This window comes from Catenisphaera adipataccumulans, from assembly GCF_014202755.1.
GTDB lineage: Bacteria > Bacillota_I > Bacilli_A > Erysipelotrichales > Erysipelotrichaceae > Catenisphaera > Catenisphaera adipataccumulans.
The window spans coordinates 51,748-67,450 of the sequence record NZ_JACHHK010000002.1; the positions used below are offsets into that span (position 1 = coordinate 51,748).

The following is a 15,703-nucleotide window of genomic DNA, read 5'->3' on the forward strand; positions in this document are numbered from 1 at the left end:
CAGGAAGAATTTTTTGAGGTGATAACTATGAAAGCGATGGAAGCCATCCAGAAAGCGATGAATGCTTATGAGCAGGTCAGCGGTCTGCGCAGCTACTTTGTGAATGCGGATAATGCGACTTATGACGGCGCGCAGGAACGAAACTATTTTTGTAAATGTTTTAAGACCAGCACCAAGGCGGTCGCACTATGCGATGAGGTTGAGGCAGAATATGTCAAGAGCGCCGTTGAATCCAATGAAGTGCAGACCTTTGCGTGCCATGCAGGTGTGGTAAAATGGACCGTACCGGTTCATATCGGCAATGTGAAAGGCGCGATCATCAGTGAAGGCGTCATTACCGGAACACAGATCGAAAACAGTGAAGAGTGGGTCGCAAAATTGTCAGAAGATTTTAATGTTTCGCGCTCCATCCTGCTGGAAAACTACGATAAGATCAAAGTCATGAACGAAGATCAGGCACAGGCCAGCATCGAAGTTTTGCAGAAACTGTTGGATTTCTACGCAAAATATGTCGAAGAATAGATCATGACGGCAGGTGGAAACATCTGCCTTTTTTCATGCAAAAAAAACAGGAGCATGCTCCTGTTATTGTGCAGCCGCTGTCTCTTCATCAGTGCCTGTATCCGTACTTGTATCGGTGGTCCCGGTATCATCGGATGCCTCATCGACGACGCCTTGATGATGGACCACATAACTGCCTTTAGTGATCGGTAAAAAAACATAACCTTTCTTTTTATAATATTTAATGATCTTCGGCAGGGCTTCTACCGTCGTGCTTTTCGACCCCGAATCATGCATCAGAATATTAACATAGCTTTCATCGCTGCTGGTCGCGTTGGAGACGATCACGCTGACGGAGACATTGTTGCCGCTGGCATCCTGTGAATCGACGTTCCAGTCGTAGTATTCATAGCCCATATTTTCGACATCCTCGATCAATGTCGGCATGATATTTTGGCCGTCGGACGTATAGTTTTCATTGATCGTATTGCTGGAGCCGCCCGGGAAACGCATGATGGTCGATTTTTCTCCTGTCTCTTCCTCCACCAGTTTAGAAATCTTTTTTAAATCGGCCAAATAGGTTTTCTCGGTGCTGTAGATGGAATAATCATGGCTGTACGTATGCAGGCCAATGCTGTTGCCCTGTTCATATGCCTTGCGGATCTCATCGTTATATTCTTCACCGGTGCCGGTGACAAAGAACGTTGCTTTGGCATCGTATTTTTTCAGGATCTTCAAGATCTTGCTGGTATTGGCAGACGGGCCGTCATCAAAGGTCAGATAGACGATCTTATCATATTTCTCTGTATCATCGGTGACGATCCGGACTTTCTGTTTCTTTTTGGATGTGTTTCCGGAACGGTCGGTCGCCGTATATACCGCGGTATATTTGCCGGCCTTTTTATAATTGACATCCGAATCATCGAGCTTGAGATCCGGATCATCGTCGTAGTTGTCTTTGACCTTTACATCTGAAGTATCCAGCTTTTCGCCGGATAACAGCGTCGTGGTCCGCACATTGCTGATGGTCGGTGCTTTCTTGTCTTTTTTCCGGATCAGTTTGCATGTTTTCGTGGTCTGATTGCCATAGGCATCCTTTGCTGTGACGGTCACTTTGTAAGTGCCGGTTTGATTCGCATCATTTTCGATATCGGCAGTCGTTGTCACTTTCGAATTGTCTTTTACCGACTGAACAAAACGTTTGGCTTTGACCTCTTCTACTGTATCGGTCGTATAGTTCTGAACGGTCAATTTTGGCTTGACGTCATCATAAACATGAACTGTGGCCGTTTTTTCTTTATCATGATATTGATAGGTGATCGTATAATCACCGGCTTTTTTCGTGTTGACCTGACCGGCGACGGTCACCTGACTTTCATCGCCGAGAAAGACATATTTCAGATTGCTTTTGGGATCATAATTTTGATCGACCTCTACTTCAACGGTCGTATCGTTCAGCACGATCGGCTGTACGATCAAATAAATAAGCCGGACGATCCCGCATAAAAGGAGCAGCGCAATGGCTGCTGCAATCAAACGGTGGCGAAATCTCTTGCTGGCTAGTTTCCTCTTTCTTTTCGCTTTTCTTTTCATACGCATAGTCTCTTAGGCAAATTATACAATATTTGCAGAAACTCAACCACTTTTTGTTATAATATTTACACAAGAGGTGAATGAACATGAAACTCGTACTCGCTATTGTTTCCAATGATGATGCCTCGGCTTGTGTCAAGGCACTGGTCAAGAAACATTTCTATGTAACCAAGCTTTCCAGCAGCGGCGGCTTTCTGCGCGCCGGCAATACAACGTTGATCATTGGCTGTGAAGAAGATGAAGTCGGACCGGTCATCAAGATCTTAGGTGCACATTCTTCGCGCCGCAAGGAAGTTGTGCAAAGCACGGCTGGGTACGATATGGGCGTCTTCACATCTTTTCCGATGGAAATTACCGTCGGCGGCGCAACCATTTTTGTGTTGAGCGTAGATCAATTCTATAAATTATAAAGGAGAACGATATGAAGATCTTAGTTGTCGGAAAAGGCGGACGGGAACATGCCCTGGCTTGGGCTTGCCACCGTTCTCCATTGTGTACGGAATTATTGATGGCCCCGGGCAATCCGGGCATGGCGGCGCTCGGGGAATGTGTCGATGTAGCCGATGATGATATTGACGGACTGGTCAAATTGGCAAAGGAGCGTCAGGTCGATTTAACCGTGGTCGGTCCGGAAGCGACGCTCGCACTGGGCATCGTGGATGCGTTCCAGGCGGCCGGACTGAAGATTTTCGGCCCGACCAAGGCAGCGACGCAGGTCGAATCCAGTAAAGACTTTGCGAAACGGATCATGAAAAAATATAACATCCCGACGGCAGCGTATCAGACCTTTGATAATGAGGCAGATGCCTGGGCGTATGTACAGAAACAAGGGGCACCGATCGTCATCAAAGAAGACGGTCTGAAAGCTGGCAAAGGTGTAACTGTTGCACAGACGCTGGATGAAGCCAAAAAGGCACTGGATATCGCATTTGCGATCGATAACAACCGGGTGGTCATCGAAGAGTGCCTGGTTGGATTTGAATTTTCTTTGATCAGTCTGGTCCATGGCGATCGGGTCATTCCGCTGGAAGTGGCACAGGATCACAAACCGGTGGGAGACGGAGATACCGGTGCGAACACCGGCGGTATGGGTTCATACAGTCCGGTCAAAAAGATCACCCCGGCTCTGCGTCAGGAAGCGCTGGACCGCATCATTCTGCCGATGGCACAGGCACTGGTCGATGAAGGCATTCCATTTACCGGCTTTCTGTATGGCGGTTTGATGGAAACCAAAGACGGTGTAAAGACCATCGAATTCAATGCCCGTTTCGGTGATCCGGAAGCCGAAGTGATCCTGCCGCGCTTAAAGAGCGATTTCGTTCAGGCGATGCTGGATGTGATGGAAGATCGCCCGGTTGAACTGGAATGGACCAATCAGGTCAGCCACGGTGTGGTCCTGGCCAGCACCAATTATCCGGCATCTTCTACAAAAGGCGCTGTGATCGAAAATCTGGATCAGGTAGACGGACTGGTCTTTCATATGGGCACCAAAACAAATGAACAGGGTCAGCTGGTGACCAACGGCGGCCGTGTGCTGATGATCACGACCTTAGCCGATACGTTGGAGGAAGCGTTCAAAAAAACATATCAGGAAGTCGCCAAAGTAAAATGTTCGGATTTATTCTATCGTCATGATATCGGCAGAAAGGACATGGACAAATGACAGTAAAAAAAGATATAGAGATCGCTCAGGAAACACCCATGGAACCGATTGCGGATGTAGCCGCAAAAGTCGGTATTCCGGCCGATTGCCTGGAGCCTTATGGAAAATATAAAGCAAAGCTTTCTTTTGATTATTTGAAACAGCTGCAGGACCGCCCGGACGGCAAATTGATCCTGGTTACCGCGATCAACCCGACCAAAGCCGGCGAAGGGAAAAGTACAACGACCGTTGGCTTAGGGGATGCGCTGAATCTGCGCGGTCAGAAGACCATGATGGCACTGCGGGAACCGAGCTTAGGACCGGTATTCGGTCTGAAGGGCGGAGCCACCGGAGGCGGTTATGCCCAGGTGGTGCCGATGGAAGACATCAACCTGCATTTTACCGGTGACATGCATGCGATCACGACGACGAACAACTTAGTGTGTGCTGCCCTGGACAATTCCATTTATCAGGGAAATCCGCTGCATATCGATCCGGAAAATGTCACATTCAAACGCTGCATGGATATGAATGACCGCACCTTACGGAACATTACCATCGGCCAGGGTGCGAAAGTCAACGGTGTAGAGCGCAAAGACGGCTTCAACATCACCGTGGCCAGCGAGATCATGGCCGCTTTATGTCTGGCCGATGATCTGATGGATCTTAAAGAACGTTTCGCAAATATGTTGGTGGCATATACCTACGACGGCGATCCGGTCTATGTCCGTGATCTGGGCATTCAGGGTGCCATGGCCATGGTCATGAAAGATGCCATCCTGCCGAATATCGTGCAGACACTGGAACATAATCCAGTGCTGATCCACGGCGGTCCATTTGCGAATATCGCGCATGGCTGCAACTCGGTCATTGCGACGCGTGCTTGTCTGAAACTGGCAGATTATACGGTCACAGAGGCAGGCTTCGGTGCCGATCTGGGTGCCGAGAAGTTCCTCGATATCAAATGCCGGCTGGCCGGTCTGCATCCGAACGCGGTCGTCATCGTGGCGACGATCCGGGCGTTGAAACAGCACGGCGGTGTAGCGTTTGAGGATCTGAAGGAAGAAAACGTCGATGCGATGTTAGCGGGCTGCGGCAATTTAGCGAAGCATATCGACACCATCCAGCAGTTTGGTCTGCCGTATGTGATCGCGATCAACCAGTTCGCAACCGATACCGAGAAAGAAATTGCAGCATTAGAAAACTGGTGCAAGGAAAACGGTCATCCGATGTCGCTGTCGCAAGTCTGGGCCAAAGGCGGCGAAGGTGCCCTGGATCTGGCCGATCAGGTCATGGCCCTGTGCGATCAGGAAAATCATTATGCGCCGTTGTACGATGTGAATGAACCCATCGAACAAAAGATCGAAACCATCGCTTCCAAGGTATATGGTGCCGACGGCGTTGATTTTACCGATGAGGCTAAGGCACAGATCGAGACGTTCAATCAGATGGGCTGGGATAAACTGCCGATCTGCATGGCGAAGACACAGATGTCGTTGACCGACAACGGAAAGATCATGGGACGGCCGCAGGGCTTCCGCATCACGGTGCGTGAACTGCGTCCGAGCCTGGGTGCCGGCTTTATCGTGGCGCTGACCGGCAAGGTGCTGACGATGCCAGGTCTGCCGAAGCATCCATCCGCTTTGGATATGGATATTGATGAAAACGGCAAGATCGTCGGCTTGTTCTGATCAAAAGCCTCCTGTAGGAGGCTTTTTTTGTGGGCGAAAGAATTCAAATGAAAAAATTCATTTCACATAATATCGATAACTGCTCAAATTTTGAAATATAAGGGGTTATTGATATAATACAAATGCCGAAATATTGCGTATAAATAAAATAATACATAAATAAAGGAAGAAGCCAATCATGTCAGAAAATGAACACAGAAAACACAGAAAGGTCCTTGTAGACAGTAAAGCCTTGACAAGCGATGATTTCAAGAAGTATAAAAACATCTTGTCAGATCAGGAGCATACGAATGAAACAATCAAAACACCGGAACCATCCGCATACGATGATGATGAGATCATCGGGTCCATGCCAACATTTGATCCAAATGACGTTCCGACGTTGGACCCAGAAGGTTCTAATAGAAAAAATACACCTAAATATTCTGCCGATACTGCACCGCATAAACAGGAACACAAATCAAAACGCGGTCCGAAGATTGTCGTTGGGATCGCATTGGCCATATGCGCTGCTCTCATTGTCAGCCAGCTTTCTTTTGGTCAAACGATGGTTGTTCGCGCGGATACGGTCCATGTCGAACTGGGAAAACCAGTCGTTTTGTCTAAATCCAAACTATTGAACACCGATGAAATGAAAGGCAAAGACGTTAAGAATACAAAGGTTTCATCCAAGTTGATGACGGATTCAAAACACTATACGTATGATCCAAAATCAAAAACGGTCGTTTCAAATGGCCATCCGTATTTATTATCTGGGCATTATACTGTGCAGCTCACTGAGGCCAAAGATACCCAAAAGGTCAATATCATCGTTGAAGACACGAAAAAGCCCGTGTTTCAAATCGCCCCGTCGGAAATCTTCATCGAACAGGATGCAGAAGACGTTGATCTTTCCCGGTATTTTCTTGTCACCGATAAATCAAAGGTATCACTGTCTTTTTCCAAGTATTCTCTAAAGAAAACCGGAAAACAAACCGTCAAGGTCTCAGCAAAAGATAAGGCAGGGAATAAAGCAAAAAAATCTATTGTGATTCACATTCTTTCTGAAGAGGATCTGAAGAAGGGGAAAAAATTGACACCGATGCTGGATGAGACTGTTCCGCTTTCCGCATCCACATATCAGAAGGTCATGAATGGGGATATGACCGTGCAGATGCTTGACATCTCAGAGAAGACGAAGGAACTCTTTCAGAAAGGGAAATCAGTCAACGGTTATACATCTTTCAATTATCAATATAAGAGCGATTCCGATAAACGCTTAAGTATCAAAGAGATCGAGGATAAAAGAAAAGAAATGGCCAAAAAAGACACAACATCAGAAGATAAAAAAGATAATTCGTCTGACAGTGACACAGCAGACGATTCCGCCTCAAGCTCTTCCGATGAACAAACAAAGAATCAGAATTCGCAGTCTTCATCGAATACATCCGCTGATACCGGACATTCCGTATTTGATGATTATCCGAACGGTTTTGCCGGAATGACGCCGGAAGCCGCTAAAGCACAGGATCGTTATATGGTTGAACTTGCGAGACAAAATGGTGGTATCTTTGACAATGGCGAAAGTTCAGCGGCTTTAGCGCTGGATTATAATCAGGCTGTTGCTTATGGTGAGCAGCAGGCTGCCAGCGGACGCTGTTCATCATACTCGATTTCATCACGTGTCGATTATAATGGAGTCACTGAATATCACATTTATTTTAACGAATGATCTATAGTTTAACTAAAAACCTATGAGTTTTTATGCTCATAGGTTCTTTTAATATTTTCATGATCGGCTGATGGGAGCATGAAAATAAGGCTTGATTATTTGAGAAATTACGATATAATAAAAAAGCTACAGAAAAATGCAGAAGTGGTGGAACGGCAGACACGCTGTCTTCAGGCGGCAGTGAGAGAGATCTCGTGAGGGTTCAAATCCCTTCTTCTGCACCATGTAAAAAACGAAAGTCCGGGAGAACCGGACTTTTTTCTGTTGGAAAAAATGTGTAAATATACTATTATTAAATCGAAGTAACACATCACAAGCCGAAGGAGGAATTACAGAAATGAACTGGAAAAATTTAGATGAACTGAAGGCGTTCGATGCGCTGAAAAACACGGAACCAGTGAATGTCCGCGATGTCATGACCGGATCAAATGGTGCAGACCGAGTAAAGAACTACAGCGTACCGATGGCCGAAGGAATGGCTTATAATTATGCCGCAAAAGCAGTTGACGATAAGATCCTGGATCAGCTGCAGGCTTTGGCGGATGAAGCGGAATTGACACAGAAATATGCCGCATTGTACAACGGTGAAGTGATTAATACGGGTGAAAAACGTTTGGTCCTGCATCATCTCTGCCGCAGTCAGCTGGGCAAAGATGTTGTTGTGGACGGTGTCAATAAACGTGAATTCTACACGACTCAGCAGCATCGTATTGCAGAATTCGCAAACAAGGTGCACAGCGGTGAACTGACCAACGAAAAAGGCGAACCGTATAAGATCGTCGTACAGATCGGTATCGGCGGCAGTGACTTAGGTCCGCGCGCTATTTATCTGGCATTGGAAAACTGGGCAAAAGTAAACAATAAATTAAAGATGGAGGCAAAATTCATCTCCAACGTCGATCCGGATGATGCTTCGGCTGTTTTGTACGGATTGGATGTGGAACATGCGCTGTTTATTCTGGTTTCAAAATCCGGAACGACCTTGGAAACATTGACCAATGGTGCATTTGTTCAGGATGCATTGAAGAAAGCAGGATTGGATCCGGCCAAACATATGATCGCTGTGACCAGTGAGACCAGCCCGCTGGCAAAGAATGAAGGCTTTATGGATGCTTTCTACATGGATGATTACATCGGCGGCCGTTATTCGACTTCTTCTGCGGTCGGATGCGCTGTCCTGTCGCTGGCTTTCGGACCGGATGTATATGCCGACTTCCTGAATGGTGCAGCCAAAGCGGATGAAACCGCCAAAGATCCGGATATCCGCAAGAATGCAGCGCTGCTGGATGCACTGATCGGTGTTTATGAACGCAATGTCCTGGGTTACGATACAACGGCTGTTCTGCCGTATTCACAGGCTTTGAGCCGTTTCCCGGCCCATCTCCAGCAATTGGATATGGAATCCAATGGTAAGTCTGTCAACCGTTATGGCGATCCGGTCAACTATGTGACCGGTCCGATCATCTTCGGTGAACCAGGCACCAACGGACAGCATTCATTCTATCAGCTGCTGCATCAAGGCAAGACGATCGTTCCGCTGCAGTTCGTCGGCTTTAAAGAATCACAGATGGGAAACGATGTGGTCATCGAAGGCAGCACCAGCCAGAAGAAACTGTGCGCCAATGTTTCTGCTCAGATCGTTGCCTTTGCGTGCGGCAAAGACGATGACAACCCGAACAAGCGCTTTGACGGCGGACGTCCGTCCAGCGTCATCATCGGTGAGAAACTGACACCGGCTTCTTTAGGTACGTTACTGGCACATTTTGAAAACAAAGTCATGTACCAGGGCTTCACTTGGAATATCAACAGCTTTGACCAGGAAGGTGTTCAGCTGGGCAAGGTCCTGGCAAAACGTGTCCTTGCACACGATACCGACGGTGCTCTGGCTGTTTACAGTGATTTGTTTGAGATTTAATTTTAAGCCCGCAGCCGCGGGCTTTTTTGATACAATACCCATATGAAAGATATTCGCACATGGCTGGGCATCGGCGCGGCGGTCCTGGTGATCGTGTTTTACCTGATCTTCGATCATCAAAGTGTCTATAAGCCGATCGACCTAACAAAATATTGTATCGTGAAAGATGATACGGTGACCAAGGATCCGGCGCTGAAAAAAGAACTCGATCCATATAACGAAGTAGACAAAGAATGGTATGACAGTCTGAAATACACCGTGATCAAAAAATCCGGCAATACGTTGACCATCAAGGTTTCCTACGATAAAGAATGTGAAGAGCAGATGTTTTATGATTTTGAGCCGGATGATTCCGACACGTTTACGATGCAGACGGATTGACGTTTGTGGTAGAATGGTAATACCGATAAGGAGAACAAAAAATGGCAGAAATACATGAAGAATGCGGTGTCTTCGGCGTCTATCACGTTGAAAACGCGGCAATGTTGGAGTACTATGGTCTGCATTCATTGCAGCACCGGGGACAAGAATCCAGCGGTATTGCCGTCTCGGACGGGGAAACGATCAATTCCTATAAAGGCAAGGGCTTGACCGTTGATGTTTTTCAAAAAGAAAAACTGAGTGCGATGAAAGGAAACACCGCCATCGGTCACGTGCGCTATTCGACCGCCGGCGGACAGGAAGCAGAAAACATTCAGCCCATCGTGTCAAAAGGACACAATGGCTGTCTGGCTGTATCGCATAATGGGCAGATCGATAATGATGTGGAACTGCGGCTGGAGCTGGAAAATCATGGTGCTATCTTTCAGGGCACCGGCGACAGCGAAGTGATCCTGCATCAGATCCAATATGAACGCGGAACACTGCTGGAACGGATCACGCAGGCAGCCCGCAAGCTGGACGGTGCGTTTTCATTTTTGGTCATGGACGAAGACCGCATTTATGCGGTGCGTGACCGCTACGGCATCCGGCCGCTAAGCTATGCGCCGTGCCGCCAGGGCTATGTCATCAGTTCAGAGACGTGTGCTTTTGAGGTCATGGGCATCTATGAAAGCTATGATCTGAAACCAGGAGAAATCGTCGAGTTCTCCAAGGATATCGTGAAACATTATCAATATACCAATGATATCAGTCATCACATGTGTGCCATGGAATACATCTATTTTGCGCGGCCGGACAGTGTGGTCGAAGGCAAGAACGTGCATACGTTCCGCAAAGAATCAGGTGCTGTGCTGGCCCGGAAGGATCAGGATCTGCATGCGGATATCGTGGTCGGAGTACCGGATTCCTCGCTTTCGGCAGCGATTGGATATGCCGAAGAATCGGGCCTGCCGTTTGAAACCGGTTTATTTAAGAACCGCTATGTCGGCCGTACGTTCATTCAGCCGACCCAGGCCATGCGGGATCAGAGCGTACGCATGAAGCTGAGCCCGGTCGAAAGCGTGGTCAGCGGCAAGTCGGTCGTCATGATCGATGATTCGATCGTGCGCGGGACGACCTCGCGTCGGATCGTTCAGCTGCTGAAAAGCGCCGGTGCCAAAGAGGTGCATGTGCGCATTGCCAGTCCGGTGTTCGCATATCCATGTTTCTACGGTGTGGATACTTCCACAAGAGCGGAACTGATCGGGGCCCGTCTGAATGTCGAGGAGATCTGCGATTATATCAAGGCGGATTCGCTGCGCTATCTGGAAGTGGAAGATATGCGTGAAGTAGCCGGTCAGATTGGTTTATGCCTGGCTTGTTTTGACGGCAAGTATGTGACAAATTTATATACACACGGAAAGGAATTGGAAGACTGAGCATCTGAAGTGCGAAATCGCCAAATTTTCCGTACGATGAACACAGAAATGAGGTGGATATCATGAAAGTTGTAAATCAAGATGAATTTAATAAATTAATGAAAGAAGACGCTGTATTGGTGGATTTCTTCGCAACGTGGTGCGGCCCATGTAAAATGCTGTCGCCGCTGCTGGAATCCATGGCCAGTGAATACGAAGGCCGCTGCCAGTTTGTAAAAGTAGATGTCGATCAGGAACCGGATCTGGCCGGTCAGTTTGGCATCATGGCGGTACCGACCGTGATCTTATTCAAGAACGGCAAACAAGCTGCAAGCTTTGCCGGCTATCAGGCAAAGCCGCAGGTGCAGCAGTGGCTGGACAGTCATTTAGCGTAAAAGAAATGCCCGCAGATGCGGGCTTTTTTCATGAAAAAAGCGGCTTATGCCGCTTTCTTTGCTTTGTTTTGTTTTACGATGGTCCGCAGTGAATCGATGGCCAGAATGATCGCCAAAACGATCAAGACCACGGCAATGATCGTACGGGCAACATCCCATCCTGGATCGGTTGCCAAACCACTGCTTAAGTTCGCTACATTGGTGCGGACCGTTAAGGTCAGCGAAGTGACCGTGACGATCAGCATGAAGATCATCGGGAAGTAGAACATTTTGTTGTTCTTGCCGACTTTTCCTAACCAAGTTGCGACAGCCAGTAATCCAACGGCAGCTAACAGCTGGTTGGAAGCACCGAACAGCGGCCAGATCTGCAGATAACCGGTCATACCTAAACCGATACCCAATACAACGGTAATGATGGTTGCCAGGTATGGGTTGGTCAGAACTTTTTTATAGCCAGTCGCATCCGCAACGGTCTCGCCTTCATCCAGCCAGAATTCCTGGAACGTATAACGAGCCAGACGAGTCGCTGTATCCAAAGATGTCAGGCAGAATACCGAGATCGCCAGGATCAGCATCGTCTGCAGGAAGCTCTGCGTACCGGACAGACCCGGAATGCTGGCGACCATCGATGCGATACCGATCGAGAAGACCTGCATCGGGTTGGTGATCTCACCGCCGGCGTATTTCGTCCAAATGTAGCTGACCGCACAAACCGTGCAGATACCCAGGACACATTCAATCAACATCGAGCCGTACGCGATCGGTAAGGCATGTTTTTCATTGTCCAGCTGTTTGGATGTCGTTCCGGAAGAAACCAGTGAATGGAAACCGGAAATGGCACCGCAGGCGATGGTGACGAACAATGCCGGGAACAAGTAACCTTGGGTCTCATTGTAAAAGCCGGTGAACATCGGCATGGAGGCAATGCTCGGATGTGAACCCAGGATACCCAGTACGGCGACGATCATCATAAAATACAGTAAGAATGAGCTCAAATAATCACGCGGCTGCAGCAGGAGCCAAACTGGCACGATCGAAGCCACGGCAATGTAAATGCCGATGATGATCATCCAAGTTGCGTTTGATAAATAGAATGGATGATAGTTCATACCGATGGCAATGATCAATACGATACCAGCGCAGCCTAAGATCGTAGACAGCAGCAGCGGTGCGTTGCGGCGATAGATCATAAAACCAAAAATAATTGCCAGCACGATAAACAATAAAGAAATCATTGCGGTCGTCGCATTCGATGCACTGGCGGCCATATCAACAGTGCCGTTGGCTTTGAAGGTCGCACTGAATGTTCCGGCAACCATCGAAGCGAAGGCAGCCACGACCAGAAGCAAGGTCAAATAGGCAAACACCATGAACATTTTCTTCATCTTCGTGCCCATCGTATCGGCGATGATCTCACCGATCGACTGTCCTTTGTGACGTACGGATGCAAACAAGGCACCAAAATCATGTACGCCGCCGAAGAAGATACCGCCGACCAAGATCCACAAAACGACCGGGACCCAGCCGAAGACAGCTGCCTGGACCGGGCCTGTGATCGGGCCGGCACCGGCGATCGAAGAAAAGTGATGGCCCATCAATACGGCAGGTTTAGCCGGCATATAGTCGACGTCATCTTTGTATTCGTAGGCCGGGGTCTTACGATTGGGATCGATTCCCCAGGTTTTGGCAAGCCATCGTCCGTAGAACAAATATCCGCAGGCGAGAACGGCAATGCCGATCAACAACAAGACTGCTGCGTTCATAAAAAAATCCTCCTTACATAAAAACCTTATCTATTTGCACCTTCCGAAACCCGGAAAGAACAAGACTAAATTTGGGAAAACACCGTGCGGGTGTTCTGTTTAAAAAACTGCCGGAGCAGTTTCTTCAAGTCGTGGCCGCTTAAATTGGCCGTGACTTTTTCATTGCTCATGCAGACCATTGCGGTCCGGAAATTCATCCAGCCGTCTAAACCGAAGCGGAAGTCCTCATGCAGGCGGCAATGTTTCAATGCTTTGGCTGCTTTTGCATCACACGTGTCGCACACGATCAATAAGGTAAGATTGGTCGCCAGATGTTCTTCCTGTCCGGCTTTGATCAACGCCATGCCCTTTTCGTATACTTCTTTTTGAAAGGTATGATAAAGATCATCCGTCAGATGCGGGATGCTGAACACATAGCAGTATTCATGGCTGTTCGTGCTCCATAAGACATTCCGTTTATTCAGGACATAACGATTGTTTTCCATATGAAAATCACATCGGGCCGTCAGCGGGGTGTCATCTTCGATGTGATGGACATTATAGTAGCTTTCATACGAAGTTAATAATTTTTCGATATATTCCGCTCGATTCATTTTGATTCCTCTGATTGTATGTGAAAATCATAGCACTTTGAAAGAACCTGTCAATCATTCTGAAAAATAATTCACACAAATTACACAAATTGTCTAACAATTTTCACGCAATTTTACATAATTACAAAGTTTTCAGTGTTTAATGACAATCGCTTGTCATGTTAAGATAAGGACAACGGATGAATCAAAGGAGGATAAGGAACCATGTTTGATGTAACAGCGATGGGAGAATTGCTGATTGATTTTACGCCCTGCGGAACCAGTGCCGGCGGACGCGCGTTATTTGAACAAAATCCAGGCGGCGCACCGGCCAATGTACTGGTTGCCGTTTCACGTCTGGGCCTGAAAGGCGCCTTTATCGGCAAGGTCGGTAAAGACATGCACGGAGAAATGCTGAAAGAAACATTGGAAGCAGATGATATCGATGTTTCCGGATTGGTCGTGGATCCGAATTATTTTACGACCCTGGCTTTTGTTCAGCTGAAAGACGGCGAACGGGATTTTGCATTTGCGCGGAAACCAGGTGCTGATACGCAGATCACGGTCGATGAAGTCGAATTGGATGTTGTTCATAATACGTATATTTTCCATTTCGGCTCGTTGTCTTTGACGGATGAACCGTCCCGCAGTGCGACATTCTACGCCATTGAGGAAGCACGGGATGCCGGCGCGATCATTTCGTACGATCCGAACTATCGGGCACCGCTGTGGAAAGATGAGCGGACCGCGAAGATCTTCATGCGCGATGTTATTCCGTATGTTGATATCATGAAGATTTCTGATGAAGAAACCCGCCTGCTGACCGGTGTCGATGATCCGATGGAAGCGGCAGAGAAACTGCTGGATCAAGGCGTGAAATGCGTCGTGGTCACTTTAGGTGCCGGCGGTGCGACCATGTGCACGAAGAACTTTACCGTGCAGGCAGATACCGTCAAGCGGGAAGTTGTCGATACGACGGGTGCCGGTGATTCGTTCTGGGGCGGCATGCTGGCGCAGTTTGCGAAATATCGTGTCAAACCAGATTCAATCACAGAAGCGCAGGCCAAACAATTTATTAATTTTGCCAACACGGTTGCTGGCTTGACAGTAGAAAAACGCGGTGCGATCCCGGCGATCCCGGATCTGGAAGCGGTCGAAAAAGAATTAAAGCAGGACTAACGTTCCTGCTTTTTTTTGAGCTCACGATAGATCCATTCCATGAGCACAGCGATGACATAGTCCTGCTGTGCAGCACTCAAGGCAGATCCTTTGGCGATGTGATGCCATTTATATAAACAGGAACGGCAGCACGTTCCCGTGGCATGCTGGGCGATGAAAACGGGATGACCGCGCATCGGTGTCTGCTTGCCGTCGTGTTCCGGTTCCGCCGGCGCCAGCCGTCTGCCGATCAGGTCATATGCATGGTGCTGGATCGTTTCGATGCCTTTGGCTTGAATGTAGGCTGTTTCCTTGCTGCCAAGGTGAAACCGGCTGCGGAAGGCAGAGCGGGACAGACGTTCGAACAGCGGATCAAGCGGATGATAGTCGATGCCGGCTTTGCGGGCCTGCGGGATCTGCTGATCGGCCGGAATATGATAGAGCCGGCCGTTGACGATCAGTTCACTGCCCGTGCGCACAAAAGTAAAATCCGTGTGCGTTTGAACACATTGTACGCAAAGATCGCGGATCCATTCAAAGCGGCTGTGACAGCCGGTGCAGAACACATGATCCGTTGCTGAAGGCTGGATCGTCAGCGGTTCTTTTGGGTAAAGATACAGAAGCATGGGATGAAGATCCGGCAGTTGATCGATATCCGCTTGGGTGTAGCAAGTAAAGGAAGGATAGATCATACTTACAGGATACGCGTTTTTGGTCAAAAAAAAAGAGGATTTTCATCCTCGATTTTATGGTGAGGAACAATCATCTTTTGGATAGAGAGGGTTAATTTTTATGAAGAGAGTTTTTTTGTTTGTCAAGGTGATTGTTTCCTGTAAAAGATTCAGTCCATATCTTTTACACTATTACCTTAACGAAAGTTGCTTAAAAGATTCTTAAAAAAATAAAAAAATAGAGCAGGATGACCTGCTCCGGAGAGAAACGAAAGGACCCAAATCAATACGATTCTTCATTTCAGGACAAGGA

14 protein-coding genes and 1 tRNA gene are annotated in these 15,703 nt (G+C 47.9%); 11 read left to right on the plus strand and 4 right to left on the minus strand.

What is annotated here, in order from left to right:
* The first annotated feature begins 27 nt into the window (after positions 1 to 27).
* The gene (locus HNQ47_RS02400; protein ID WP_183327189.1) at positions 28 to 522 is read left to right on the plus strand and encodes a PocR ligand-binding domain-containing protein; all 495 of its coding nucleotides are present in this window, start codon (positions 28 to 30) and stop codon (positions 520 to 522) included.
* A 63-nt stretch (positions 523 to 585) separates the two neighbouring features.
* On the opposite strand, the gene HNQ47_RS02405 is transcribed toward HNQ47_RS02400, so the two are convergent.
* A complete protein-coding gene (locus tag HNQ47_RS02405) occupies positions 586 to 2,094 on the minus strand; it encodes a polysaccharide deacetylase (protein WP_183327191.1) in 1,509 nt (502 codons plus the stop codon).
* An 86-nt stretch (positions 2,095 to 2,180) separates the two neighbouring features.
* Between HNQ47_RS02405 and HNQ47_RS02410 the strand changes: the two genes are divergently transcribed.
* The 9 genes from HNQ47_RS02410 to trxA all read left to right on the plus strand — a co-directional run bounded on the left by HNQ47_RS02410 (position 2,181) and on the right by trxA (position 11,226).
* Positions 2,181 to 2,504, plus strand: coding sequence for a cyclic-di-AMP receptor (locus tag HNQ47_RS02410; RefSeq protein WP_183327193.1), 324 nt, complete (start codon positions 2,181 to 2,183; stop codon positions 2,502 to 2,504).
* A gap of 11 nt (positions 2,505 to 2,515) precedes the next feature.
* The gene (purD, locus tag HNQ47_RS02415) at positions 2,516 to 3,757 is read left to right on the plus strand and encodes a phosphoribosylamine--glycine ligase (protein WP_183327195.1); all 1,242 of its coding nucleotides are present in this window, start codon (positions 2,516 to 2,518) and stop codon (positions 3,755 to 3,757) included.
* Positions 3,754 to 5,427 (plus strand): formate--tetrahydrofolate ligase, encoded by a 1,674-nt coding sequence (locus tag HNQ47_RS02420; protein WP_183327197.1) that lies wholly within the window; start codon positions 3,754 to 3,756, stop codon positions 5,425 to 5,427. The genes purD and HNQ47_RS02420 overlap by 4 nt, the downstream gene beginning before the upstream one ends.
* Positions 5,428 to 5,605: 178 nt before the next feature.
* Complete coding sequence (locus tag HNQ47_RS02425) at positions 5,606 to 7,138, plus strand: hypothetical protein (RefSeq protein ID WP_183327199.1); 1,533 nt, start codon at positions 5,606 to 5,608, stop codon at positions 7,136 to 7,138.
* A gap of 138 nt (positions 7,139 to 7,276) precedes the next feature.
* Positions 7,277 to 7,362: transfer RNA gene (locus tag HNQ47_RS02430), tRNA-Leu, on the plus strand.
* A gap of 113 nt (positions 7,363 to 7,475) precedes the next feature.
* Positions 7,476 to 9,053, plus strand: coding sequence for a glucose-6-phosphate isomerase (locus HNQ47_RS02435; protein ID WP_183327201.1), 1,578 nt, complete (start codon positions 7,476 to 7,478; stop codon positions 9,051 to 9,053).
* A 42-nt stretch (positions 9,054 to 9,095) separates the two neighbouring features.
* Positions 9,096 to 9,434: a hypothetical protein gene (locus tag HNQ47_RS02440; protein WP_183327203.1), complete on the plus strand. Its 339-nt coding sequence runs from the start codon at positions 9,096 to 9,098 to the stop codon at positions 9,432 to 9,434.
* A 41-nt stretch (positions 9,435 to 9,475) separates the two neighbouring features.
* Positions 9,476 to 10,852: an amidophosphoribosyltransferase gene (gene purF / locus HNQ47_RS02445; protein WP_183327205.1), complete on the plus strand. Its 1,377-nt coding sequence runs from the start codon at positions 9,476 to 9,478 to the stop codon at positions 10,850 to 10,852.
* A gap of 53 nt (positions 10,853 to 10,905) precedes the next feature.
* Complete coding sequence (gene trxA, locus HNQ47_RS02450; protein WP_343052879.1) at positions 10,906 to 11,226, plus strand: thioredoxin; 321 nt, start codon at positions 10,906 to 10,908, stop codon at positions 11,224 to 11,226.
* Between the two features lie 44 nt (positions 11,227 to 11,270).
* Here trxA and HNQ47_RS02455 read toward each other — a convergent pair whose 3' ends face one another.
* A complete protein-coding gene (locus HNQ47_RS02455; protein WP_183327207.1) occupies positions 11,271 to 12,989 on the minus strand; it encodes a carbon starvation CstA family protein in 1,719 nt (572 codons plus the stop codon).
* Positions 12,990 to 13,054: 65 nt separating this feature from the next.
* Positions 13,055 to 13,582, minus strand: coding sequence for a DUF8052 family protein (locus tag HNQ47_RS02460; RefSeq protein WP_183327209.1), 528 nt, complete (start codon positions 13,580 to 13,582; stop codon positions 13,055 to 13,057).
* A gap of 204 nt (positions 13,583 to 13,786) precedes the next feature.
* Here HNQ47_RS02460 and HNQ47_RS02465 point away from each other — a divergent pair, with 204 nt between their 5' ends.
* Positions 13,787 to 14,740 (plus strand): carbohydrate kinase family protein, encoded by a 954-nt coding sequence (locus tag HNQ47_RS02465; protein ID WP_183327211.1) that lies wholly within the window; start codon positions 13,787 to 13,789, stop codon positions 14,738 to 14,740.
* Here the strand turns inward: HNQ47_RS02465 and HNQ47_RS02470 are convergent.
* Complete coding sequence (locus HNQ47_RS02470) at positions 14,737 to 15,411, minus strand: DUF4186 domain-containing protein (RefSeq protein WP_246346019.1); 675 nt, start codon at positions 15,409 to 15,411, stop codon at positions 14,737 to 14,739. The genes HNQ47_RS02465 and HNQ47_RS02470 overlap by 4 nt on opposite strands.
* Positions 15,412 to 15,703: the final 292 nt, after the last annotated feature.